Source organism: Serratia sp. LSHTC3 (assembly GCF_057197125.1).
Map to the genome: position 1 here is coordinate 608,488 of NZ_JBXUNP010000001.1, position 22,286 is coordinate 630,773.

The following is a 22,286-nucleotide window of genomic DNA, read 5'->3' on the forward strand; positions in this document are numbered from 1 at the left end:
TGACACACCTCTACTTGGAATAATTAAAACAGCCCTTCACGCAGCGCGCGTTCCAAACTCACCTGTGGAAACCAATTAATCTGTTGCGACAGCGCCTGATTACTGGCGGACCAGTCGCGATGCGTTAATTCGCGTATTTTGCTGCGCGTCAGCATCGGCTCTTTTTTTACCAGGCGGTTCCACACCACGCTGATATCCGCCAGGGCTTTCAGCAGCGGCAGCGGAATGCCCACCAGCCGCACCGGCCCGTGACGCACGGCGGCGCCGATGTCCCGCAGGCGCAGCCAGTTATAGCCTTCGGCCACGCCGTCGCACAGTTCGTAAATATTTGGCTGCGCGGGTTCGGTTTGCACCCATTGGCTGACCGCCTTTGCCAAATCGCTCACGTGCAGAAAAGAGAGCCTGGCGTCAGGCGCGCCCAGCCGGGGCAGCACGCCGCGCAGCAGGCCGTTGAACAGCGGTTTCAGCTCTTTATCGCCGGGCCCGTAAACCGCCGTCGGGCGGAAAATCCCCAGCGCGATATCGCCCGTGGCGGCGATGAGTTGCTGCTCGGCGGCCTGTTTTGAATGGGCGTACCAGGACAGCGCCGGATGGCGGGCCGCCAGCGACGACATGAACAAGAAGCGATTGCAGCGGCCGTTCTGTTTGGCCGCCTGCATCAAATTCAGGCTGCCGGTGACGTTGCAGCGGGTGAACACCGCTTCCGCATGCCCGCGCACCTGGCCCGCACAATGCACGACGCACTCCGCGCCGCGCACCAGTTCGGTGAGCGAGGGCCGATCTTCCAGCGCGCCGGGGATCCACTGCAGGTTGTCTGCGGCGGCTTTTCCGGCTTGCCGCGTCAGGGCGCGCACGCTAAACCCTTGCGCCAGCAGTTCCTGGACGATGTGCCGGCCGATAAAGCCGGTCGCGCCCGTCACTGCCACGGTGCCGCTCATTGCGCGAAACCGGCCAGCTGCGGCATTTGCGGGTAGAGCGAAGCGCTCAGCCAGCGTTTCTTGGCCTCCGCGCGTGCGGGTTTACCCGACGACGTGCGGGGAATGCTGTGCGGCGGCAGCAGCTCGATGTCCACCGCGATGCCGAACTCGCTTTGAATGCGCGCGCTCAGCGAATGCACGATTTGTTCACGGCGTTCTTCCGAACTGACTCGACACTGGATCTGCAAAATGATCCTGGCCGCTTCGTCGTGTTCTTCGGTCACGAAGGCAATCGCATCGCCGGAACGGATTTCCGGTTCGGATTCCGCGACGTACTCAATATCCTGCGGCCAGATATTGCGGCCGCGAATAATGATCAAATCCTTCTTGCGGCCGGTGACGTACAGATAGCCGTCCAGCAGATAGCCGAGATCGCCGGTGTCCATCCAGCCGGTCACTTGGATCTGCTGCTGGGACTCATCGTCGCAGAAATAGCCGTTCATCAGGCTGGGGCCGGAAATCGTGATATGGCCGACCTGACGTTCCGGCAGCGGTTGCCCGGTTTCGCTGCGGATCTCGATGCGGTGGCCGGGCAGCGCACGGCCGCAGTTGACGAAGGTCGAGACGGCGCGGGTCTTCTTGCCCGGCGCGACCGCTTTACCCTCGTATTCCAAAATATCGCGGTCGACCTCGTTGGTTTGCGGGCCGGAGCAAGGGTCGGAAAAACTCACCGCCAGGGTGTTCTCGGCCAGGCCATAGCACGGCATGAAGGCTTTGCTGTCGAAGTTGATGCTGCTGAAGTGTTCGCCAAACTGGGCGAGCAGCTCGGCCGGGATCGGCTCGGCGCCCACGCCCGCAACCCGCCAGCTGGAAAGATCCAGATCGGCCAGCTCTTTGGCGTTGCTGCGGCGCAGACACAGATCGTAGCCGAACGGCGGGGCGACGGACACCGTGCCGCGATTCTTGGCGATCAGTTTCAGCCACTGCATCGGGCGCATGGCGAAATCTTGCGTGCGCAGGTAGTCGACGGACAGCTGGGTCGCCACCGGCGTAAGCAGGAAACCGACCAGGCCCATATCGTGATAGAAGGGCAGCCACGAAACGCAGCGGTCGCCGGCGCGCAACTTGATCCCGTCGCGACTGATCGCGTTCAGGTTCGCCATGGCCGCCCGCTGGGTAATGATCACGCCGCGCGGAAAGCGGGTGCTGCCCGAGGTGTATTGGAGATAGGCGATATCGTCGGGCGAAGGCGCCGGCAACGCGATTTCCGGTTCTGGCAAGGCGTTAAAGTCTGCGTCGCTGAGGATGTGCATCGCCGAAGAGTTTTCCGTGGCCGACGAGATGAGCGGTGTCCACTCTTCGCTGCTGATGATCGCCGCAGGGTTGCAGCTGGCGATCAACCCTTTCAGTTTGGCGGTGTAGGAGTCGCGCTGGCCAACGCCCATCGGGATCGCCAACGGCACCGCCACCAGGCCGGCATATTGGCAAGCGAAAAAGGCTTCGACGAAGCCCGGGCTGGTTTCGGCGATAAGCGCCACGCGATCGCCTTTCTTGAGCTTCAGGGACAATAAACGCCGCGCGCCCGCGATCGCTTTTTGCTGCAGCGTGCGATAGTCGAGAACGGTCACGAGTTGATTGCGACGGTCGTAAAAATTCATTCCCGTATTACCGAGTGCCGCGTAATCCAACGCGTCCACTAACGTGGGGAAGTCCGCATAGCGCATGGGAAGAGAATGAACGGAACTTGTTTCAGACATAGACAAACTTAGCCATAGATTAAAAATCACCAAAAGAGAGAAATCACTCTTGGCGAGGTAATTGATGTTTTACTATGAATAGGTTTTGAATAAGTTTGTTATTCAACCATCTTCATTCCGCGAACAGCGTATATTGCCGTGCTCGAGCGGCATGCCGGTTATTAACCGGGCAGAGCGTGAGTAGCCCGAGTTATCAGCCTTGAGCGGCACCCTGGCGAGATATGAGAGACTATTGTAATATCCGGACTTCGCCGTTCTTTAGTCTGCATCTGTCGGGCAGGAAATAACTGTCGGCTCATAGGTTATGACCTCATGCATGGCTATCTTGGAACTTAAACACTTCCTAAACAGTATGCCGCAAGAAATTCAAAAGTGAACGATTCATTTAAGGCTAATCTTAAAAATAGCATTAAGTGGTAAAAATGGCGGCGCACCTCCTGATTAAAGTCGGTACACTAAAAGCGGCGAGTTTCTTTTACCATAACAGCACGAAATAATAAAAGAGCACTATTAGCGTAGCCTGACTGCGCCGCTTTCTGTTTCCTTTTTTTATCAATTATGGACATCACAGGGTGAATGTCAGGCAACACGTTGCTGATTCGCCGAGGGGGAATATTCGGTTTTTCTTATCAGTGAGCCGGAGGCAATACACAATTCAATAAAAGGCAACAGCATAAAAAATGCTAAAGGCGTTGTCGCGTGCTTATTTAATTATTTTATTAAAACGTAAGGCTATTTATGATCCGTATTGAGAAAGTTCTGGATAAACGCGAACTTAAAGAATTTATTGCTTTCCCCTCGCAACTGTTTCGCGATGATCCGAACTGGATTGAGCCGCTGCATGTAGAGCGCGAAGAGCACCTGTCAAAGAAGAATCCCGGGACCGACCATATTGAATGGCAGGCATGGGTGGCCAAAAAACAGGGCAAAGTGGTTGGGCGCATCACTGCGCAAATCGATTCTCTGCACCGGGAGCTGCATGGTGAGGATACCGGCCATTTCGGCATGATTGACGCCGTTGACGATCCCGCCGTGTTCAGCACCTTATTCACGGTAGCGGAGGAGTGGCTGAGGTCGAAAGGCGCGCGTAAAATCACCGGGCCATTCAGCCTCAATATCAATCAGGAAAGCGGCCTGTTGGTCGAAGGGTTCGATACCCCGCCTTCTGCCCTGATGACGCACGCGAAACCTTACTACGCGGCCCAGATAGCGCAGCAGGGCTACAGTGAAGGGATTGATTTGCTTGCCTATTGGATGAAAAGAACCGACCTGCATTTTTCGCCGTCGTTAACCCGGATGATGGATCAGGTGCGTAAAAAGGTGACCGTCCGCCGTCTCAATCGCAAGCGCTTTCGCGAGGAGATGCAGGTGCTGCGCGAGGTGTTCAACTCCGGGTGGCAACATAACTGGGGGTTTGTCCCGTTCACCGAGCACGAGTTCGCCACCATGGGGGATCAGCTGAAGTTCCTGGTGCCCGACGATATGATCCATATCGCCGAGGTGGATGGCGCCCCCTGCGCCTTTATCGTCGGTCTGCCGAACATTAACGAAGCGATTGCCGATCTGCAGGGGCGTTTATTGCCGTTCGGCTGGGCGAAGCTATTGTGGCGCCTGAAAGTCAGCGGCGTGCGCACCGCGCGCGTGCCGTTGATGGGCGTACGCCAGGAATATCAATTCAGCCGCATCGGGCCCATTATTGCGCTGCTGCTGATTGAGGCGCTGCGCGAGCCTTTCGCGAAGCGCAATATCGACGCGCTGGAAATGTCGTGGATCCTGGAAACCAATACCGGCATGCGGACGATTTTAGAACGCATCGGCGCGGTGCCGTACAAGCGTTACCGCTTGTACGAGAAAACGCTTTAAGCGGCTGATATCGCGTCCCTTTTTGACGCTCCCAGAATAATAACCGCGCCAGGGCATTTTCGGGCGGTGGCGTTTCAGGAGCAGGGGGACGGCGAGTGAGTGAATGCATCGTTTCCTGAAAGAGAACGGTTAAGGTTTTTAATTAATAAACTCGAGATAAATTCACGCTGCGTGATTTATTTGCGAGTGACTGTCGCAGTTTTGACGAGAGCTGATTGTATGCCTGTGGAAAAGAAAAAAGGAATAAGCCGATTAACCTACAGCATTAGGAATTCCTGGGCCGGGTTTATTGATGCTGTGCTTACCGAAGATGCGTTCCGCCAATTATTGGTTATTAACGCCATTTTACTGGTTGTTACATTTGGTTTAGATATTACAAATATAGAAAGGCTGTTATTAATCACCTGCAGTTTTCTGCTATTGGTGGTTGAGCTGCTTAATACGGCGATTGAAACCGTAGTCGATCGCATTTCGCTGGAATTGCATCCGTTATCCAAACGCGCCAAAGATTTGGGCGGCGCAGCGCAGCTGGTAGCCGTGGTGATGACTATCATTATTTGGGGAATGGTGCTGCTGGGGCGATAGGGGCTTGGGTGGTTCAACCACCCAGTCGGTGAACGTGGCGATATAAGCGGTTATCATCGCTGTTTTGCGTCTTCTGCCATTTTCAGCAAGGAGAGTTGGTCGTTATGCCCGTGAATTTTGATCTCAACGATCTCTATGCGTTTCGCGCGCTGGTGGAGTACGGCAATTTTCGGCTGGCCGCAGAGTCCATCTGCCTGTCGCAGTCGGCGCTGAGCCGCAGGATTGAGAAGCTGGAAAACGCGCTGGACAGCAAACTGTTCGATCGCACCACCCGGCGCGTGACCTTGACGCTGTACGGGCAGGCTTTTGCCGAGCGTTCGGATCAGCTGCTGATGAACGTCGAAGCGGTGTTGGCCGATATCGACAAGGTCAGCCAGGAGCGGGTGGGGCTGGTTACCGTCGCCACGGTGCCCTCGGCGGCCTACTATTTCATGCCCGACGTGATACGCCGTTTCCGGCTGCGCTATCCGCGCGTGCGCGTCAAGCTGATCGACGGCAGCGCAGGTCATGTCATCGAGGCGGTCACCGGCGGCCAGGCCGATTTCGGCATCTGCTTCGCCGGGCGGCTGCAGCCTAATCTTGAATTTGTGCCGTTGGTGGGGGACGTCTACGTGGCCGCCTGCCGGCGCGACCATCCGCTCGCCGCTAAAAAGAGCCTCACCTGGCAAGAGTTCTATCAGCAGGATTACGTCTCGCTGGATAAAACCTCCGGCAATCGCAATCTGCTCGATCAGCGCCTGGAACACCTCGTGCCGGAACGCCCCAGCGTGTGTGAAACTCGCCATGTGACGACCATGCTGGGCATGGTTGAGGCGGGCATCGGCATTGCCGCCGTGCCCGCCATGTCGATGCCCGCTTCAGAGCACTCGGTGTTGACGTCGGTGCCGCTGGTCGATCCAGTGGTGAAACGTACCGTGGGTCTCATCAGACGCGGCGGCCGCATGCAGTCTTTCGTCGCCGCCGAGCTGGAAAAGTTGATTACTGAACAGTATCACTCTGCTTGACCGGCTGCGGCGCCGGCACGGTTCGCATGCCGGTCGCGCGAATGGTCGGCTGCGCCTGAGGGGAAGCGAGGAAGTCCAGCAGCGCTTTGCCTTCGCGGCGGTGCTCCGCCTTGGCGGTTACCGCGCCCGCGAAGCGGGTGATGTACTGCACGTTTTCCGGCAGCTCGCCGATAAAGGTCACGCCCGCCACGGGCAGCAATTCGCTGACCTGCTGGAAGCCCAGCGCGTATTTCCCCTGCGCCACTTCAGAGGCCACCGGAATGCGCTCAACCTTATGCGCCTTTCCTTTCACCTGTTCCTCGATGCCCAGCTTTTTGAACAGTTGGCCGCTGACATAGCGGCCGCTGGCGCTGTCGGAATAGGCGAAAGAGTCAGCCTGCAGCAGGACATTGCGCAGCTCGGCATCCGTTTTTATCACCGGCTTGGGCGCACCCTGTTTCACCACCATGCCGATCGGCGAATCGGCCAGCTCCACGCGTGAACCCGGCTGGGTCCAGCGCTCTTTTTCCAGTTGGGTGAGCGCGTCGCCCACCATGATCAGCACATCGGCTTGCTCTCCGCGCGCCAGCCGCGCGGGGATCGCCTGCGGCGTTTTGCCCATCGAGGGGCCGGACACCAGAATGATTTTGTCGCCGCTTTGAGCTTCATATTCCGGAGCCAGCTTCTCTAGTGCGGCTTTGAAGCCGCCGGAGATCATCACGGTCACGTCTTTGGCCAGCGCCGCCGTACTGCAGGAGGCGCACACCAGCGCGGCGAGGATCGAACGAGTGAGTTTTTGCATGGCATCATTCCTTTTGAGATGGCGGCTTAGCGCGCGGTTTGCAGCGGCATGGCGATGCGGCGATACATATACAGCGTCGCCAGCAGGGCGCACAGCGCGGCGAAGCTCATCCAGTAGCCCGGTGAAGCCTTGTCGCCGGTATATTCGATCAACGCGGTGGAGACCACCGGCGTAAAGCCGCCGAACACCGCCGTCGCCAGGCTGTAGGCCAGCGAGAACCCGGCCACCCGCACTTCCGTTGGCATGATCTCCGTCAACGCCGGGATCATGGCGCCGTTGTAGAGGCCGTAAATGAAGGACAGCCACAGCAGCACGGCCAGCATCATGCCGAAGCTGGGGGCGGCGGCGAGCAGGCTCAGCGCCGGGTAGGCGGTGGCCAACGTCAGCAACGTCATGGCGACCAGCACCGGTTTGCGGCCGAAACGATCCGACAGCGCGCCGCCGATGGGCAGCCAGATGAAGTTAGAGATCGCCACCAGCAGGGTGACCAGCAAGCTGTCGGAGGCGCTGAGCAGCAGCACCTTTTTGCCGAAGGTTGGCGCATAGACGGTGATCAGGTAAAACGCGGTGGTGGTCATGGCGACCATCAGCATGCCGGCGATCACCACCGGCCAGTTTTTCAGCAGGGTTTTAAACACGTCGCGCATCGCCAGGTGGTGACGGCGAGCGGTAAATTCCTGCGTCTCTTCCAGCTTGCGGCGCAGGAAGAAGATGAAGGGAACGATCAGGCAGCCGAACAGGAAAGGCAGGCGCCAGCCCCATTCGCGAATGGCGCTTTCTTCCAGCGCCGCATTGAGCGCGAAGCCCATGGCCGCCGCCACCATGATCGCCACCTGCTGGCTGCCGGACTGCCAGCTGGTGTAGAAGCCTTTACGGCCCGGCGTGGCGATTTCGGCCAGATAGACGGACACGCCGCCCAGCTCCGCGCCCGCCGAGAAGCCTTGCAACAGACGCCCGCACAGCACCAGCAGCGGCGCCCAAAGCCCGATGCTCTGGTAAGAGGGGATCAGCACGATCAGGAAGGTGCCCGCGGCCATGATCGACAGGGTGACGATCAGCCCTTTGCGGCGGCCGACTTTATCGATGTAAGCGCCCAGCACGATGGCGCCGATCGGGCGCATCAAAAAGCCCGCGCCGAATACCGCAAAGGTCATCATCAGCGAGGCGAACTCGCTGCTGGCCGGGAAAAAGGTGTGTGCGATGTAGGTAGCGTAAAAGCCGAACAGGAAAAAATCGAACTGCTCTAAAAAGTTGCCGGAGGTGACGCGCAGTATCGCGCCGGATCTGGCCCGGATGGTCATGGGTGAGGTAGAGGAATGCATCGTTATCTCCAGTTTGTTATTGGCGCCTGACGCCGCGCCTGTTGCTGAAGACTCGCTCAGGAAAATAAAGTAAATAAGCGCAATAAACGCATGGCGCGATGCGTTTAGCGCATCAATCGGCGTTAACAATGTTGCCTAACCCGATGTAACGTGGCGTTAACAAGTTTGTCGCTCATCGCCCGCTGCGCAGAACGCCGAAAACGTTATGCGCTTTTTGTGACAGGGTTCATAAAGGGGCGGCGGGGAAGCGCCCCGTGCCTCTGAACGATTATTCGATACCGCGCGTAAAAAGGTGAATGCCGCGCACTGCGTTTGCAAAATGCGTGGATGTACGTTCAGCCTTGCAGTAACAACGCATGCCTTTGCATGCCATCCCAGTGCCTCTCTGCTATAGCTTTACATCTATATAGCTATTGATCTATATTTTAGGGGGCCCGTGTGGGAAATTAAAACAACGGATGCATTTGATCATTGGTTAAGATCACTCAGCGATGCCGACCGGGCCTGCGTGCTTGCTGCATTGATGGTCCTGCGGGAAAAAGGGCCCGGCTTGCCCAGGCCCTATGCCGATACGGTTAAAGGCTCGCGTTACAGCAACATGAAAGAGCTGCGTATTCAGAGCCGTGGCGAACCGTTGCGGGCATTTTTCGCCTTCGATCCGAACCGTATCGGCATGGTGCTTTGCGCGGGCAATAAAGCGGGCGATGAAAAACGTTTTTACGATCGAATGCTGCAGATTGCCGATCGGGAATTCACGAATTGGCTGAACACACTAAAAGAGAAGGAGTGACGCGATGGGCAGAACGCTGGAACAGCTTATTGCGGAGGAAAAGCCCGAGGTCGTGGCCGAAGCGCAGGCAATGGCGACGGACATTATGCTGAACATCCATCTTGCCGAGCTGCGCGAGAAGGTGCAGAAAACCCAGGTTGAAATGGCGCAGGCGCTGGGTATCAGGCAACCGACCGTCGCCGTGATGGAAAAACCGGGCCGCGATCTGAAACTGTCTTCGCTTAAACGCTATGTTGAGGCGGCCGGCGGCAAACTGCGCCTGGATGTCGAACTGCCGGACGGTTCGCACTACGAATTTGTGCTGTAAGCGCTAACGGCAAAACAGCACAAAGCCCGCTCAGGTCTTCCTGAGCGGGCTTTTCTCAACCAGAGTTTCTCTGACAGGAGACGATACCTGTGCCTGTCGGAGTGGATTCAGGCGGCAGCACGCTATTTGGGCTTCTGCGCGTCGTTAAACCTAAGCACATCGATAAGCAAAGAAAAGGCCGATCCTGGGTGCTTGCGGTGTGGGTAGTAAAGATGATACCCCGGTAAGTCCGGGGTGAACTTGTCCAGCACGCGGACGAGTTTTTTCTCGTCAAGGGCGTTCTGCACCTGATCGCAAGGCAGGTAGGCCAGGCCGTGCCCGTCGAGAGCGGCGTCCAGGATCAGGTCGATGGTGTTTAACAACAGTTGGCCTTCCATGCGAACCCGAACTTCACGTCCCCCGCGCATGAGCCGCCAACGGTTGGCGGTGCCCGATGTAGGAAGATAGAGGTTAATCGCCTGATGATCGACCAGTTGCGCCACCGAGGTCGGGGTGCCTCGCCGGGCAAGATAATCCGGCGCGCCAACGATCGCCATCGGAATATCAGGCCCAATCCGCACGGCAATCATATCCTTATCCATCTCTCCCCCCAGACGGACGCCGGCATCGAAACGTTCTGCGACCACATCGCTAAGACCATAATCGATGATGAGCTGCACGTTAATTTCTGGGTGAGATTTCAGCAGCATGCGCATGGCGGGCAGCAAAAGGGTTTTAGCGGCATGCTCCACCGTGGTGATGCGTATGGTGCCGGAAGGGCGGTTGCGCAGCTCGCCCAGTGAAGTCATGACGGAATCCAGGTCTTGCAGCATGGGACCCAGGGTCGACAAGAGCTGCTCTCCGGCCTCGGTGGGCACTACGCTGCGCGTGGTGCGCGTCAGCAGACGAAACCCCAGCCGTTCTTCGATGCGGCGGACGATCTGGCTTAACGCTGACTGCGCCATGCCCAGGCGGGCCGCGGCCCGGGTGAAGCTGCGCTCCTCGGCGACCACCACAAATGCCACCAAATCGGCTATCTCATCACGTTTCATCTCTGTTTTCCGTTCGGCTGATTAATCATTTAAGTGATAGGTCTAATCATTATTTTGGGTCTAATCATCTTAATGTTCAATGTCTATAGTGAGAATCAGAAACGATGCAGTTAACCGACCACCCTGATGAGGAACCGGATGATGAACCAGAAAATCAGCTTCACGAATAGCAATAACCCAACCATCGATCTTTCCGCAGTGCTCTACTTCCCGCCGGCCTTCGACGCGGGCCGTCAGTATCCGGCCATCGTCGTTTCTCACCCGGGGGGCGGCGTGAAAGAGCAAACCGCCGGCACCTATGCCGCAAAACTGGCGGAGCAGGGGTTCGTGACCGTGGCTTACGATGCCTCTTATCAGGGGGAAAGCGGCGGCGAACCCCGTCAGTTGGAAAACCCTTATATCCGCACCGAAGACGTCAGCGCGGTGATTGATTACCTGACCACGCTGCCTTATGTCGACAACGAGCGCATTGGCGCGATGGGCATTTGCGCCGGTGCGGGCTATACCGCCAACGCCGCGATCCAGGATCGCCGCATCAAGGCCATCGGCACCGTCAGCGCCGTCAATATCGGCTCGATGTTCCGCAACGGGTGGGAAAACAATGTGAAGTCCATTGATGCGTTGCCGTACGTTGAGGCGGGCTCCAACGCCCGCACCAGCGATATCAGCAGCGGTGAACATGCCACCATGCCGCTGGCGCCGATGAAAGAATCCGATGCGCCGAACGAAGAGCTGCGCCAGGCCTGGGAGTATTACCACACCCCGCGCGCGCAATATCCGACGGCGCCCGGCTATGCGACGCTGCGCAGCCTCAACCAGATCATTACCTACGACGCCTACCATATGGCCGAAGTGTATCTGACCCAGCCGATGCAGATCGTGGCGGGCAGTGTGGCGGGCAGTAAATGGATGAGTGACGATTTATACGACCGCGCCGCGAGCAGCGACAAGCGTTACCACATCGTCGAAGGCGCGAATCATATGGAATTGTATGACGGTAAAGCCTATGTCGCCGAAGCCGTTTCCGTCCTGGTGCCGTTCTTTGAGGAGACGCTGTAATGAAAAATATCCGCATCCAAAACGCCGATATGGCCTGGCACATCGCCGCCCACATTCAGCTGCCGCCGGGGTTCGATGAATCCAAGCGCTACCCGACGGTGGTCAGCGTCCATCCTTTCGGCAGCTGCAAGGAACAAACCTCCGGCAATGTTTACGGTAAGGCGTTGGCGGAGCAGGGGTACGTCGTTATCGCCTATGACGCCAGTTTTCAGGGGGAGTCGGGCGGGGCGCCGCGCTGGATAGAAGATCCGACCCAGCGGGTGGAAGACATCAGCCGCGTCATCGACTATGCCGTCACCTTGCCGTATGTCGATGCGGAGCGTATCGGCGTGCTGGGCATTTGCGGCGGCGGCGGTTATGCCGTCAATGCCACGCTGACAGAGAAACGCATCAAAGCCGTGGTGAGCATCACCGGCGTTAATATTGGGCGACTCTTCCGCGAAGGCTTCAGCGGCTACGATCCGCTGGGTGCGCTGAATGCGATGGCTGCGCAGCGCACCCGGGAAGCGCGGGGCGGAGAGCTTCAGGTCAATGAACTGCTGCCCGCCAGTCCTCAAGAGGCAACGGCCCATGGGCTCACCGAACGCGACGTTTTCGAAGCGACAGACTATTACAAGACCGCGCGCGGTCAACAGCCGGGTGGCGCGACGCGCATGTTGTTCTCGCATGCGCAAAAAACGCTGGCCTGGGATGCCTTCGCCTTTACCGAGGTGCTGCTGACTCAGCCGGTGATGGTGGTGGTGGGCGAGAAAGTCGGTGCCTTCGGCGCCTATCGCGATGGCATGGAAGTCTATGGGCGCGCAACGGCTTCAGCGCATCGCGAGCTGGTCTCGTTAGCGGACTTTTCACATTACGAGCTGTATGACAAACCGGAAGCCGTTCGCGCAGCGATGGACTACGTGCTGCCGTTTTTGGCCGCGCACCTGGGTGAATAACCGATGGAGAACACCATGAAGAATGTATTGATCCTTGGCGCCGGCGGCCAAATCGCCCGCCATGTTATCGACAGATTGGCGGATGAACAGTCGCTTGTGCAAACGTTGTTCGCTCGCCAGCCGGAAAAAATCCGGTCGCGCCCGGCCAACGGCCGGATCCTTATCGGCGATGTGTTGAACCCGTCCGCATTGGAACAAGCGATGCAGGGCCAGGATCTGGTGTATGCCAACCTGACGGGAGAGGATCTGGATGTGCAGGCTGAGGCGGTGATTGCCGCCATGCAGGCCAGCGGCGTCAAACGCCTGATCTTCGTTCTTTCGCTGGGGATTTATGATGAGGTCCCGGGAAAATTCGGTGAATGGAACAACGCGATCATCGGTGAGCCCCTCAAGCCATTTCGTCGGGCGGCTGACGCGATTGAAGCCTCCGGGCTGGACTACACCATTCTGCGCCCGGCCTGGTTAACGGATGAAGACCTGGTTGACTATGAGCTTACCGCCCGCGATGCGCCGTTCAAAGGAACCATCGTATCGCGCAAGAGCGTCGCCGCTTTAGTTGCCGACATCATCGAGCAACCGAAAAAACATCTGGGTGAGAACATCGGCGTCAACCAGCCGGGCACTGACGGTGACAAGCCGTATTTTATGTAAACACCCGCCATAAAATTTTTCTATAGAGGCAGGACGATGGAGATGAACAGTCTCAGCGGCAAAGTCGCTGTTATCACCGGGGCTTCAAGCGGTATTGGTGAAGCTGCCGCCCGCCGATTGGTTGCGGAAGGCGTTTCGGTCGTGCTGGTAGCAAGACGCAAAGAGCGAATCGGAAGCCTGGCTGCCGAACTGGGCGGGGCCGCCGTCGCCTTTGACGCTGACGTTGCTGATTTAGCTCAGGTCCGGTCACTTTTTAATGAGGTGAAGAGCCGTTTCGGCGGTGTGGATCTGCTTTTCAACAACGCGGGCATGGGGATTTTCGGTCGGTTCGAGGAGAGCTCACCCGAGGGCTGGCAGGAGCAGATCAATGCGAATATGTACGGCGTGTTGAACTGTTCCTACGAAGCTATCCCTCTGATGAAAAATCGCTCCGGCGCAATGATCTCCACGGTATCCAGCGTCGGGGGGAAAAGCAGCGCGCCTAACTGGGCCGTGTATTGCGCCACCAAATTTGCAGTCAGGGGGTTCTGTGACGGTTTGCGGCAGGAGCTGGCTGAAGAAGGGATACGCGTGTCATTGATTCATCCGGGGGCGGTGCATACGGAATGGGGACACAATGTTTCTGCGGACATGATGCGCGAACGTCGTGATGCCATTCAGGCTCTCATGCCGGATGATGTGGCTCGTGCATTGGTCTATTCATTTGCTCAACCGCCCGGCGTATTACTCGATGACATCGTGATACGCCCTAGTTTGCAATTGACGCTTTAGTGCCTCGACACCTCGTACTGCGATGAGGCAGTACGAGTTTTTAAACCGATTAAGGTGAACAGATATGAATCGCATTTGGTTTGTCACCGGCGCCGCGCGCGGCATGGGCGCCCATATTGTCAGGGCTGCGTTGCAACAGGGGGACTGTGTGGTTGCAACGGGGCGGGATAGGGAAAAATTGCGCCGGACATTCAGCGATGTTGCAGCGGAAAAGATTGAGCTGCTGGAGCTTGATGTTCGTGATGAACATCAGGCGCTGGCTGCTGCAGATGCGGCCGTGAGCCGTTTTGGCCGCATTGATGTATTAGTGAATAATGCCGGGTTCTGTCTGTTGGGGCGTTTTGAAGAAGCGACAGCCGAACAGATAGAGCAGCAATTTTCAACCAACGTTTTCGGCATGGCCAATGTATTGCGCGCGGTGCTGCCGGTGATGCGGCGCCAGCGGAACGGGCGCATTATCAACACCTCTTCCATCGCCGGCGTAAAAGCCGTCGCGAACGCCACATTTTATTCCGCGTCGAAGTTTGCCGTGGAAGGTATGACCCTGGCGTTGGCTGATGAGGTCGCGCCTCTTGGAATTACCGTCACCGCCGTTGAGCCCGGCTTTTTCCGCACCGAATTTCTCAATGACAGTTCTGCCCGGTACGGGGAAAGAAGCATTGCCGATTATGCCGCTTTTGGCAGCGCGCGCGAGCTACTGGCATCCGCCGATGGTCAGCAACAGGGCGATCCTGCCAAACTTGCGCAGGTGATTTGCCGGTTGGTGGAAATGGACACGCCTCCGCGCCAGCTATTAATCGGTAATGATGCTATCGATTTCGTCATGCCGACGTTGCAGTCCCGCATTGAAGAAACGTGGGAGTTTGAGGCGCTCAGCAAGACGACCGATTTTGATTAATGGCATCAAGGCGCTTACCTATGTATGGAACCCTCATCGGTTTGACGGTCGTTTTGCTGGCCATTTTGGGCGTATTGGCCTCTGTCACGCTGATTGAAAATCGACAAGCCGCCCAGTTGGCCAAGATAGAGCCTCATGCGCATTCAGGAGAAAACGCATCGCGTACCGCCGTCGTTTATTTTTCTCGTTCAGGGAATACGGCGCTGGCCGCTCGCCATATCGCTCACCGCCTGGATGCACAGCTCTTCAGGCTTGATGCGCCGAACTATGCCCCTGGCTTGCCGGGGCTGGCGTATGCGCTGAAAGACGCCACTTTGCTGAAAGAGCGGCAGGATGCGTTGCCCGAGATAACGCCGGCCAAGATTGACTTGACGCCGTTTGACACCCTCTGGTTGGGCTCGCCGATCTGGCTATACAGCCCGGCGCCGCCGATTTGGGCTTTTATCGAGAACAGCGATTTCAGCGGTAAACGGGTCATCCTGTTTAATACCCACAACAGCCACTTTTCGGACGAGCATATCGCGCGTTTTAAAGCCCAGGTGCTTGCACGGGGAGCAGTAACTTTCGAGCATCGCACGGTGCTGCGAGGGCGGATGACGCAGCAAATCACACCGGAGCAGATGCTGCAATTTATCGATGATCGCTGGCTGGGACCCCCGCTGGCGAAGTGATTGTTTATGATTTTTGATTTTAGATCAAAATGTTAAATGCTGAGAGAGTTATGAAAGATCCATTAATGCAGCCATTTTTATTTAAAAACGGTCTTGAGATGCGTAATCGCATCGTGATGGCCCCAATGACCACCTGGTCAGCCAATGATGATGAAACTATTTCAGATGCGGAGTTAGCCTATTATCGGGCACGCGCGACCGGTGTTGGGTTGGTGCTGACAGGCTGTTCCCATGTACAGCGAAATGGCATCGGGTTTACTCATGAGTTCGCGGCCTATGACGATCGCTTTATTCCGAGCCTGAAACGGCTGGCGGATGCCGCTAAAAGCGGCGGCGCGCCGGCGATCCTGCAACTCTTTCACGCGGGAAATAAAGCCGTTCCGGCCTTGATCCCCGATGGCGAGCTCGTTAGCGCCAGTGCGCTAGCCGCACCGGCAGGCCCGTTTAACGATGGCAAAAAAGCCGGCCGCGCGTTAAGCCATGATGAAATTCTGACTGTGATCCGCGATTTTGGCGAAGCCACTCGCCGCGCGATTGAGGCGGGGTTCGATGGCGTGGAATTGCATGGCGCGCATGGTTTCCTGCTCCAAAACTTTTTCTCCCCGTATTTCAATCAGCGCACGGATGAATGGGGCGGTTCGCTAGAGAATCGCATGCGTTTCCCCTTGGAAGTGGCGCGCGAAGTTCGGCGAGTTATCGAACGCCATGCTACGCAGCCTTTCTTATTGGGGTATCGGTTGTCTCCGGAAGAATCCGGCGAAAAGGGACTGCGTATAGATGATTCTCTGGCGTTGGCGAACCAATTGACGGAAGAGGCGCTTATCGATTATTTGCACATCTCGCTGCACCATGTACTGACGGACACCCCTCGGGATGACGATGATGAAAAGGGTACGCTGGCAAGGTTCATTGAGCAGAATAACGGCCGTTTACCGATACTGGCCGCCGGAAAAATCACGTCGTCGGACGTGGCACGGCAAGCGCTGGATGCCGGATTGTCCATGGTCGCTTTGGGACGCGCGATGGTTATGAATCCCCAATGGGTGGAGAGAGTACAATCAGGTCATGAAGGAAGCATGAACGTCAAACTCAATTTGTCGCAAGATCCGGATGAATTACAGATCCCACATAAACTGTGGCAAGCGATTCAAAATACCCCAGGCTGGTTCCCGAGCTGAACCGCCATTGTCATGTTGTCCCTGGGGCGGTGATGATGTGCTGACATGCACCGTAAACCCTATTGAAACACTGGTTAGCGATCCAGGTAACCGGTCGTCATTCCTGGATGAATGACCCCTCTCTTGCAGCGAGTTATAACCCGAAAAGCAAAAAGCCCGCTTAAGTTGCCTTAAGCGGGCTTTTCTAAATATGGCTCCTCTGACTGGACTCGAACCAGTGACATACGGATTAACAGTCCGCCGTTCTACCGACTGAACTACAGAGGAATCGTGTGAACGGGGCGAATAATAGCGGGGTGCCTGGGGTTTGTCAAAGCGCTAAACTGCAATAAAAGCGCGTTTGCTGGCGGAATGAACATCTTGCGCTGTTTTTCGGCATTTTCCATCGCTGTGCGGTGATTTTGCGGCCCACAACGATTGCACAAGCCTTTGCACGGCGATGGTGCAAGGCCGTTCTCCCTCTCACGCTAGCCGCACTGCCCAGACTCTCGGTTATCCCCGCCACACGCCGCGCTGCAACTGATATGTAGGATGAATAAGCAAACAATATGTATTCGTCGTCACAATGGCTGGATTTTTGCTTACCCATTTTTGGGGAATGCGACTGCGCTCTCAAGAAAATTATTTTCCCCGTCTACACATAAAGTGACTGATCCGCGCCCCAGGGCGTTTCGCTACAACAGTGCTGAGGAAGATAACAATGTCATCGAAATTGATAAAAAGTCCGCTCGCTGCTTTGCTCATCGGTTGTTTAGGTACGGCTTTTTCCGCGCAGGCCGATATCGTCATCGGCGTCGCCGGGCCGTTCTCCGGGCCGAACGCCACCTATGGCGATCAGTATTGGCGCGGGGCTTCGCAGGCGGCGGCGGACATCAACGCCGCCGGCGGGATCAAAGGGGAAAAAATCAAACTGGTGCAGGGGGATGACGCCTGCGAACCGAAGCAGGCGGTCGCGGTCGCCAACCGGCTGGTGGATCAGGACAAGGTGTCGGCGGTGGTCGGCCACTTCTGTTCCTCATCCACCATGCCCGCCTCCGAGGTGTATGACGAGGCCGGCATTATCGCCATTACCCCCGGCTCCACCAATCCGCAGATCACCGAGCGCGGCATGAAGACCATGTTCCGCATGTGCGGGCGCGACGATCAGCAGGGCGTGATCGCCACCAACTACATGTTGGATACGCTGAAGGCCAAGCGCATCGCGGTGATCCACGATAAAGACACCTACGGCCAGGGGCTGGCGGACGCAGCGAAGGCGGCGATGAACAAGCGCGGGGTCAAGGAAGTGCTGTATGAGGGGCTGTCGCGCGGTGAGAAAGACTTCAACGCGCTGGTGACCAAGATCGCCTCGGTCAAGCCTGACGTAGTCTACTTCGGCGGCTGCCATCCGGAAGCCGGGCCGCTGGTGCGCCAGATGCGCGAGCAGGGCGTGACCGCCAAGTTCTTCTCCGGCGACTGCGTGGTGACCGAAGAGCTGGTGACCGCCGCCGGCGGGCCGCAGTACACCAACGGCGTGCTGATGACCTTCGGCAACGATCCGCGCCTGATCCCGGAGGGCAAGGCGGTGATCGCCAAGTTCCGCGCCAGCGGCTTTGAGCCGGAAGGCTACACCCTCTATTCCTACGCCTCGATCCAGGCGATCGCCGCCGCCTTCAACGCCACCGGCGGCAAAGACAGCGCCAAGGCCGCCGAATGGCTGAAGTCACACGACGTGGACACCGTGATGGGCAAGAAAGCCTGGGACCAGAAGGGCGATCTGAAGGTCTCGGACTACGTGGTCTATCAATGGGATGACAAGGGCAAATATCACCAACTGTAAACGGCCGAACCGTGAAGTTATGACCCTATGACCGACGGGCCGCCGCCCTGGCGCGCCCGTTCCGCGATGACCTTTGGCCGCGTCGGACTGCGTTGGCGGCCTTACCAGGCGAGACTGCTCATTATGGATGTATTCTTTCTGCAACAGCTGATCAACGGCCTGACCCTCGGCGCGGTGTATGGCCTGATCGCCATCGGCTACACCATGGTTTACGGCATCATCGGCATGATTAACTTCGCCCACGGCGAGGTATATATGATCTCCGCCTACCTGTGCGCCATCGGTTTGGCGCTGCTGTCGTTCTTCGGGCTGCACTCGTTCCCGCTGCTGATCCTCGGCACGCTGGTGTTCACCATCGTCATCACCGGGGTGTACGGCTGGGTAATCGAGCGCATCGCCTACAAGCCGCTGCGCAACTCCACCCGCCTGGCGCCGCTGATCTCCGCCATCGGCATGTCGTTAATCCTGCAAAACTACGCGCAGATAAGCCAAGGGCCGCGCCAGCAGGGTATCCCGACGCTGCTGAGCGGCGTGTTCCGCCTGGAGTTCGACGGCGGCGTGGTGCAGATCACCTACACCAAAGTGTTCATTCTGGTGGCGTCGCTGCTCGGCATGGCGATCCTCACCTACATCATTCAGCGCACCCGGCTGGGGCGCATCTGCCGCGCCACCCAGCAGGATCGCAAAATGGCCTCGATTCTCGGCATCAATACCGATCGGGTGATCTCGCTGGTGTTCGTGATCGGCGCCGCCATGGCCGGGTTGGCCGGGGTGCTGATCACCATGAACTACGGCACCTTCGATTTTTACGTCGGCTTTATCATTGGCATCAAGGCCTTCACCGCCGCGGTGCTGGGCGGCATCGGATCGCTGCCGGGCGCGATGCTGGGCGGGCTGCTGCTCGGGGTGGCGGAGGCGCAGTTTGCCGGCATGGTGAATTCGGATTACAAGGACGTGTTCTCCTTCGGGTTGCTGGTGGCGATCCTGATCTTCCGTCCGCAGGGCCTGCTCGGCCGGCCCCTGATCGCCAAGGTTTAAGGAGAACGCCATGTCGCAATCCGTGATCAACGGCGGGCTGGACGTTAAACGCAGCCTGCTGGATGCCGTTTTGGCCGGGCTGATCGCCCTGATCGTGTTCGGGCCGATCGTCGGCATCGTGCTGAACGGCTACAGCTTTAACTTCGAGCCGCACCGGCTGGTGTGGATCATCGTCGCGGTGATGGCCGGGCGGCTGCTGCTGAGCCTGTTCCTGCAAACCGCGCCGGGGCGCAGGGTGTTGGCGCGTTTCGACGGCGGCAACGACGGCGTTTACGTGCGGCCGCTGGGCTATAAATCCAACCTACGCTGGATCCTGCCGCTGATGGCGGCGATCGCGCTGCTGTTCCCGTTTGTCGCCACCAAATACCTGCTGACGGTGGCGATCCTCGGCCTGATCTACGTGCTGCTCGGCCTGGGGCTGAACATTGTGGTCGGGCTGGCGGGGCTGCTCGATCTGGGGTACGTGGCGTTTTACGCCATCGGCGCCTACGGGCTGGCGCTGGGCTACCAATATCTCGGGCTGGGGTTTTGGGCGATGCTGCCGCTGGGCGCGCTGATGGCGGCGCTGGCTGGCGCATTGCTGGGCTTCCCGGTGCTGCGCATGCACGGCGACTACCTGGCGATCGTTACGCTGGGGTTCGGCGAGATCATTCGGCTGGTGCTGAACAACTGGATGTCGCTCACCGGCGGGCCGAACGGCGTCTCGGTGCCGGCGCCGACGGTGTTCGGCCTGGAGTTCGGCCGGCGCGCCAAAGACGGCGGGGTGCCGATCCACGAGTTTTTCGGCATCGATTACAACCCGAATCTCAAGTTCATTTTCATCTACGCGGTGCTGTTTTTGGTGGTGCTGCTGGTGCTGTATATCAAGCACCGGCTGACGCGCATGCCGATCGGCCGCGCCTGGGAGGCACTGCGCGAGGATGAGATCGCCTGCCGTTCTCTGGGGCTGAATCACGTGCTGGTGAAGCTGTCGGCGTTTATGCTCGGCGCTTCCACCGCCGGGCTGGCGGGGGTGTTTTTCGCCACCTACCAGGGCTTCGTCAACCCGACTTCGTTCACCTTCTTCGAGTCGGCGCTGATCCTGGCGATCGTGGTGCTGGGCGGCATGGGCTCCACCCTCGGCGTGGTGCTGGCGGCCTTCGTGCTGACGGTGGCGCCGGAGCTGCTGCGCAGCTTCGCCGAATACCGGGTGCTGCTGTTCGGCGTGCTGATGGTGGCGATGATGATCTGGCGGCCGCGCGGGCTGGTGCGCATCAGCCGATCCAGCTTCGCCGAACGCAAGGGGGTGGCGCCATGAGCGACGCCATTTTGCGGGTGGAACACCTGATGATGCACTTTGGCGGCATCAAAGCGCTGAACGACGTCAATCTGGAGGTGGAACGCGGCTCCATCACCGCGCTGATTGGCCCCAACGGCGCCGGCAAGACCACGGTATTCAACTGCCTGACCGGCTTTTACCGCGCCAGCGGCGGCGCGATCCTGCTCAATACCCACAAGCGGCCGACCGACGTGATCCAGGTGCTGGGGCAGAAGTTCCGCGCCGGCGACTGGATACGTCCAAAGCGGCTCGGTTCGCGCCTCTACTACAAGATGTTCGGCGGCACCCACCTGGTGAACCGCGCCGGGCTGGCGCGCACCTTCCAAAATATCCGTCTGTTCCGCGAAATGTCGGTGGTGGAGAACCTGCTGGTGGCGCAGCACATGCAGAGCAACCGTAACCTGATCGCCGGGGTGCTGAATACGCCGGGCTACCGCCGGGCGGAGAGCGCCGCGCTCGATCATGCCTTCTACTGGCTGGAGGTGGTGGATCTGGTGAGCTGCGCCAACCGGCTGGCGGGAGAGATGTCTTACGGCCAGCAGCGGCGGCTGGAGATCGCGCGCGCCATGTGCACCGCGCCGGAGATGATCTGCCTCGATGAGCCGGCCGCCGGGCTGAACCCGGTGGAAACGGCCACGCTGAGCCGCATCATTCGCTTCCTGCGGCAGCATCACGGCATCACGGTGCTGTTGATCGAGCATGACATGGGCATGGTAATGGAGATCTCCGATCGGGTGATCGTGCTCGATCACGGCGATGTGATCGCCCGCGGCACGCCGCAGGAGATCCAGCACAACGAGGCGGTGATCGCCGCCTACCTGGGCGCGGACGAAGAGGAGCTGGCGGGATGAGCGAAGCGATGTTGGAATTTCGCGAGGTCGATGTGTTTTACGGGCCGATCCAGGCGCTGCGCCAGGTGTCGCTGCAGGTAAACGCCGGGGAGACGGTGGCGCTGATCGGCGCCAACGGCGCGGGCAAGTCCACGCTGTTGATGTCGATCTTCGGTCAGCCGCGCATCGCCGGCGGACAGATCCTGTTTCGCGGCGAGGACATCAGCCGCCGCTCCACGCACTTTGTTGCCAGCAGCGGCATCGCGCAGGCGCCGGAGGGGCGGCGCATCTTTCCGGACATGAGCGTGGAGGAGAACCTGCTGATGGGCACCATCACCGTCGGCAATCGCTACCTGGAAGAGGATTTGCCGCGCATGTTCGAACTGTTTCCGCGCCTCAAGGAGCGGCGCAACCAGCGGGCGATGACCATGTCCGGCGGCGAACAGCAGATGCTGGCGATCGCCCGCGCGCTGATGAGCCGGCCGAAGCTGTTGCTGCTGGACGAGCCGAGCCTGGGGCTGGCGCCGATCGTGGTGCGGCAGATCTTCGGCGTGCTGCGCGAACTGACCCGCAGCGGCATGACGCTGTTTCTGGTGGAGCAAAACGCCAACCATGCGCTGAAACTGTCCGATCGCGGCTATGTGATGGTCAACGGCCAGATCCGCCTCACCGGCAGCGGGGAAGAACTGTTGAACGATCCGGAGGTGAGAAAGGCCTATCTGGGCGGCGGCTGAGCGCCGCCCCACGGGCAGGGATGCCCG

The 22,286-nt window shown here is 58.5% G+C and carries 22 protein-coding genes and 1 tRNA gene; 17 read left to right on the top strand and 6 right to left on the bottom strand.

What is annotated here, in order from left to right:
* Window positions 1-23: 23 nt before the first annotated feature.
* Window positions 24-938 carry an NAD-dependent epimerase/dehydratase family protein gene (locus tag AC2CGI_RS02910; RefSeq protein WP_004935535.1) on the bottom strand — a complete coding sequence of 305 codons (915 nt, stop codon included), beginning with the start codon at window positions 936-938 and terminating at the stop codon, window positions 24-26.
* On the bottom strand, window positions 935-2,674 hold the full coding sequence (locus AC2CGI_RS02915) for a fatty acyl-AMP ligase (RefSeq protein WP_075686272.1): 1,740 nt from the start codon (window positions 2,672-2,674) through the stop codon (window positions 935-937). Before AC2CGI_RS02915 ends, AC2CGI_RS02910 begins: the two co-directional genes overlap by 4 nt.
* 738 nt (window positions 2,675-3,412) lie before the next feature.
* On the opposite strand from AC2CGI_RS02915, the gene AC2CGI_RS02920 reads away from it, so the two are divergent.
* The 3 genes from AC2CGI_RS02920 to psrA all read left to right on the top strand — a co-directional run bounded on the left by AC2CGI_RS02920 (window position 3,413) and on the right by psrA (window position 6,126).
* The gene (locus AC2CGI_RS02920; protein ID WP_016927031.1) at window positions 3,413-4,537 is read left to right on the top strand and encodes a hypothetical protein; all 1,125 of its coding nucleotides are present in this window, start codon (window positions 3,413-3,415) and stop codon (window positions 4,535-4,537) included.
* Window positions 4,538-4,756: 219 nt separating this feature from the next.
* Window positions 4,757-5,122 (top strand): diacylglycerol kinase, encoded by a 366-nt coding sequence (locus AC2CGI_RS02925; RefSeq protein ID WP_004935528.1) that lies wholly within the window; start codon window positions 4,757-4,759, stop codon window positions 5,120-5,122.
* 104 nt (window positions 5,123-5,226) lie between these two features.
* Window positions 5,227-6,126 carry an L-proline-binding transcription factor PsrA gene (gene psrA / locus AC2CGI_RS02930; RefSeq protein ID WP_015378480.1) on the top strand — a complete coding sequence of 300 codons (900 nt, stop codon included), beginning with the start codon at window positions 5,227-5,229 and terminating at the stop codon, window positions 6,124-6,126.
* Here psrA and AC2CGI_RS02935 read toward each other — a convergent pair.
* Window positions 6,101-6,907: a substrate-binding domain-containing protein gene (locus AC2CGI_RS02935; RefSeq protein ID WP_076740651.1), complete on the bottom strand. Its 807-nt coding sequence runs from the start codon at window positions 6,905-6,907 to the stop codon at window positions 6,101-6,103. The genes psrA and AC2CGI_RS02935 overlap by 26 nt on opposite strands.
* A gap of 26 nt (window positions 6,908-6,933) precedes the next feature.
* Window positions 6,934-8,229, bottom strand: a complete 1,296-nt coding sequence (gene tcuC, locus AC2CGI_RS02940; protein WP_004935508.1) for an MFS transporter — start codon at window positions 8,227-8,229, stop codon at window positions 6,934-6,936.
* Between the two features lie 436 nt (window positions 8,230-8,665).
* Between tcuC and AC2CGI_RS02945 the strand changes: the two genes are divergently transcribed.
* Window positions 8,666-9,019, top strand: a complete 354-nt coding sequence (locus AC2CGI_RS02945; protein ID WP_076740652.1) for a type II toxin-antitoxin system RelE/ParE family toxin — start codon at window positions 8,666-8,668, stop codon at window positions 9,017-9,019.
* Between the two features lie 4 nt (window positions 9,020-9,023).
* A complete protein-coding gene (locus tag AC2CGI_RS02950; protein ID WP_004935502.1) occupies window positions 9,024-9,326 on the top strand; it encodes a helix-turn-helix domain-containing protein in 303 nt (100 codons plus the stop codon).
* 122 nt (window positions 9,327-9,448) lie between these two features.
* Here the strand turns inward: AC2CGI_RS02950 and AC2CGI_RS02955 are convergent, their stop codons facing one another.
* The gene (locus AC2CGI_RS02955; RefSeq protein ID WP_004935498.1) at window positions 9,449-10,357 is read right to left on the bottom strand and encodes a LysR family transcriptional regulator; all 909 of its coding nucleotides are present in this window, start codon (window positions 10,355-10,357) and stop codon (window positions 9,449-9,451) included.
* A 138-nt stretch (window positions 10,358-10,495) separates the two neighbouring features.
* Here AC2CGI_RS02955 and AC2CGI_RS02960 point away from each other — a divergent pair, with 138 nt between their 5' ends.
* The 7 genes from AC2CGI_RS02960 (at window position 10,496) to AC2CGI_RS02990 (ending at window position 16,520) form a co-directional block, all read left to right on the top strand.
* Window positions 10,496-11,416 carry an alpha/beta hydrolase gene (locus AC2CGI_RS02960; protein WP_076740653.1) on the top strand — a complete coding sequence of 307 codons (921 nt, stop codon included), beginning with the start codon at window positions 10,496-10,498 and terminating at the stop codon, window positions 11,414-11,416.
* Window positions 11,416-12,351, top strand: a complete 936-nt coding sequence (locus AC2CGI_RS02965; RefSeq protein ID WP_076740654.1) for an alpha/beta hydrolase — start codon at window positions 11,416-11,418, stop codon at window positions 12,349-12,351. The genes AC2CGI_RS02960 and AC2CGI_RS02965 overlap by 1 nt, the downstream gene beginning before the upstream one ends.
* 15 nt (window positions 12,352-12,366) lie before the next feature.
* Complete coding sequence (locus tag AC2CGI_RS02970; protein WP_015378474.1) at window positions 12,367-13,002, top strand: SDR family oxidoreductase; 636 nt, start codon at window positions 12,367-12,369, stop codon at window positions 13,000-13,002.
* A 42-nt stretch (window positions 13,003-13,044) separates the two neighbouring features.
* Window positions 13,045-13,773 carry an SDR family oxidoreductase gene (locus AC2CGI_RS02975; protein WP_242517194.1) on the top strand — a complete coding sequence of 243 codons (729 nt, stop codon included), beginning with the start codon at window positions 13,045-13,047 and terminating at the stop codon, window positions 13,771-13,773.
* A 64-nt stretch (window positions 13,774-13,837) separates the two neighbouring features.
* A complete protein-coding gene (locus tag AC2CGI_RS02980) occupies window positions 13,838-14,671 on the top strand; it encodes an SDR family NAD(P)-dependent oxidoreductase (RefSeq protein WP_015378472.1) in 834 nt (277 codons plus the stop codon).
* Window positions 14,672-14,691: 20 nt separating this feature from the next.
* Entirely contained in the window at window positions 14,692-15,342 is a 651-nt protein-coding gene (locus AC2CGI_RS02985; RefSeq protein WP_076740657.1) for a flavodoxin family protein, read from the top strand.
* 50 nt (window positions 15,343-15,392) lie between these two features.
* Entirely contained in the window at window positions 15,393-16,520 is a 1,128-nt protein-coding gene (locus AC2CGI_RS02990; RefSeq protein ID WP_021505879.1) for an NADH-dependent flavin oxidoreductase, read from the top strand.
* Window positions 16,521-16,711: 191 nt separating this feature from the next.
* Here the strand turns inward: AC2CGI_RS02990 and AC2CGI_RS02995 are convergent.
* Window positions 16,712-16,787: transfer RNA gene (locus AC2CGI_RS02995), tRNA-Asn, on the bottom strand.
* 433 nt (window positions 16,788-17,220) lie between these two features.
* On the opposite strand from AC2CGI_RS02995, the gene AC2CGI_RS03000 reads away from it, so the two are divergent.
* The 5 genes from AC2CGI_RS03000 (at window position 17,221) to AC2CGI_RS03020 (ending at window position 22,259) form a co-directional block, all read left to right on the top strand.
* Window positions 17,221-18,339 carry a branched-chain amino acid ABC transporter substrate-binding protein gene (locus AC2CGI_RS03000; RefSeq protein ID WP_015378469.1) on the top strand — a complete coding sequence of 373 codons (1,119 nt, stop codon included), beginning with the start codon at window positions 17,221-17,223 and terminating at the stop codon, window positions 18,337-18,339.
* Between the two features lie 123 nt (window positions 18,340-18,462).
* On the top strand, window positions 18,463-19,377 hold the full coding sequence (locus tag AC2CGI_RS03005) for an ABC transporter permease subunit (protein WP_004928592.1): 915 nt from the start codon (window positions 18,463-18,465) through the stop codon (window positions 19,375-19,377).
* Between the two features lie 10 nt (window positions 19,378-19,387).
* Window positions 19,388-20,674: a high-affinity branched-chain amino acid ABC transporter permease LivM gene (gene livM, locus AC2CGI_RS03010; RefSeq protein WP_049187882.1), complete on the top strand. Its 1,287-nt coding sequence runs from the start codon at window positions 19,388-19,390 to the stop codon at window positions 20,672-20,674.
* On the top strand, window positions 20,671-21,546 hold the full coding sequence (locus tag AC2CGI_RS03015) for an ABC transporter ATP-binding protein (RefSeq protein WP_004928596.1): 876 nt from the start codon (window positions 20,671-20,673) through the stop codon (window positions 21,544-21,546). The genes livM and AC2CGI_RS03015 overlap by 4 nt, the downstream gene beginning before the upstream one ends.
* Entirely contained in the window at window positions 21,543-22,259 is a 717-nt protein-coding gene (locus AC2CGI_RS03020) for an ABC transporter ATP-binding protein (RefSeq protein WP_015378467.1), read from the top strand. The genes AC2CGI_RS03015 and AC2CGI_RS03020 overlap by 4 nt, the downstream gene beginning before the upstream one ends.
* Window positions 22,260-22,286: the final 27 nt, after the last annotated feature.

What these genes read in the sequence shown, in the direction of transcription:
- AC2CGI_RS02935 (WP_076740651.1), bottom strand. Translation starts at nt 6,907, where the DNA reads ATGCAAAAACTCACTCGTTCGATCCTCGCCGCGCTGGTGTGCGCCTCC.
- psrA (WP_015378480.1), top strand. Translation starts at nt 5,227, where the DNA reads ATGCCCGTGAATTTTGATCTCAACGATCTCTATGCGTTTCGCGCGCTG.
- AC2CGI_RS02990 (WP_021505879.1), top strand. Translation starts at nt 15,393, where the DNA reads ATGAAAGATCCATTAATGCAGCCATTTTTATTTAAAAACGGTCTTGAG.
- AC2CGI_RS03000 (WP_015378469.1), top strand. Translation starts at nt 17,221, where the DNA reads ATGTCATCGAAATTGATAAAAAGTCCGCTCGCTGCTTTGCTCATCGGT.
- AC2CGI_RS02980 (WP_015378472.1), top strand. Translation starts at nt 13,838, where the DNA reads ATGAATCGCATTTGGTTTGTCACCGGCGCCGCGCGCGGCATGGGCGCC.
- AC2CGI_RS02975 (WP_242517194.1), top strand. Translation starts at nt 13,045, where the DNA reads ATGAACAGTCTCAGCGGCAAAGTCGCTGTTATCACCGGGGCTTCAAGC.
- AC2CGI_RS02925 (WP_004935528.1), top strand. Translation starts at nt 4,757, where the DNA reads ATGCCTGTGGAAAAGAAAAAAGGAATAAGCCGATTAACCTACAGCATT.
- AC2CGI_RS02960 (WP_076740653.1), top strand. Translation starts at nt 10,496, where the DNA reads ATGATGAACCAGAAAATCAGCTTCACGAATAGCAATAACCCAACCATC.
- tcuC (WP_004935508.1), bottom strand. Translation starts at nt 8,229, where the DNA reads ATGCATTCCTCTACCTCACCCATGACCATCCGGGCCAGATCCGGCGCG.
- AC2CGI_RS03015 (WP_004928596.1), top strand. Translation starts at nt 20,671, where the DNA reads ATGAGCGACGCCATTTTGCGGGTGGAACACCTGATGATGCACTTTGGC.
- AC2CGI_RS02955 (WP_004935498.1), bottom strand. Translation starts at nt 10,357, where the DNA reads ATGAAACGTGATGAGATAGCCGATTTGGTGGCATTTGTGGTGGTCGCC.
- AC2CGI_RS03020 (WP_015378467.1), top strand. Translation starts at nt 21,543, where the DNA reads ATGAGCGAAGCGATGTTGGAATTTCGCGAGGTCGATGTGTTTTACGGG.
- AC2CGI_RS02965 (WP_076740654.1), top strand. Translation starts at nt 11,416, where the DNA reads ATGAAAAATATCCGCATCCAAAACGCCGATATGGCCTGGCACATCGCC.
- AC2CGI_RS02985 (WP_076740657.1), top strand. Translation starts at nt 14,692, where the DNA reads ATGTATGGAACCCTCATCGGTTTGACGGTCGTTTTGCTGGCCATTTTG.
- AC2CGI_RS02920 (WP_016927031.1), top strand. Translation starts at nt 3,413, where the DNA reads ATGATCCGTATTGAGAAAGTTCTGGATAAACGCGAACTTAAAGAATTT.
- AC2CGI_RS03005 (WP_004928592.1), top strand. Translation starts at nt 18,463, where the DNA reads ATGGATGTATTCTTTCTGCAACAGCTGATCAACGGCCTGACCCTCGGC.
- AC2CGI_RS02970 (WP_015378474.1), top strand. Translation starts at nt 12,367, where the DNA reads ATGAAGAATGTATTGATCCTTGGCGCCGGCGGCCAAATCGCCCGCCAT.
- livM (WP_049187882.1), top strand. Translation starts at nt 19,388, where the DNA reads ATGTCGCAATCCGTGATCAACGGCGGGCTGGACGTTAAACGCAGCCTG.
- AC2CGI_RS02950 (WP_004935502.1), top strand. Translation starts at nt 9,024, where the DNA reads ATGGGCAGAACGCTGGAACAGCTTATTGCGGAGGAAAAGCCCGAGGTC.
- AC2CGI_RS02915 (WP_075686272.1), bottom strand. Translation starts at nt 2,674, where the DNA reads ATGTCTGAAACAAGTTCCGTTCATTCTCTTCCCATGCGCTATGCGGAC.
- AC2CGI_RS02910 (WP_004935535.1), bottom strand. Translation starts at nt 938, where the DNA reads ATGAGCGGCACCGTGGCAGTGACGGGCGCGACCGGCTTTATCGGCCGG.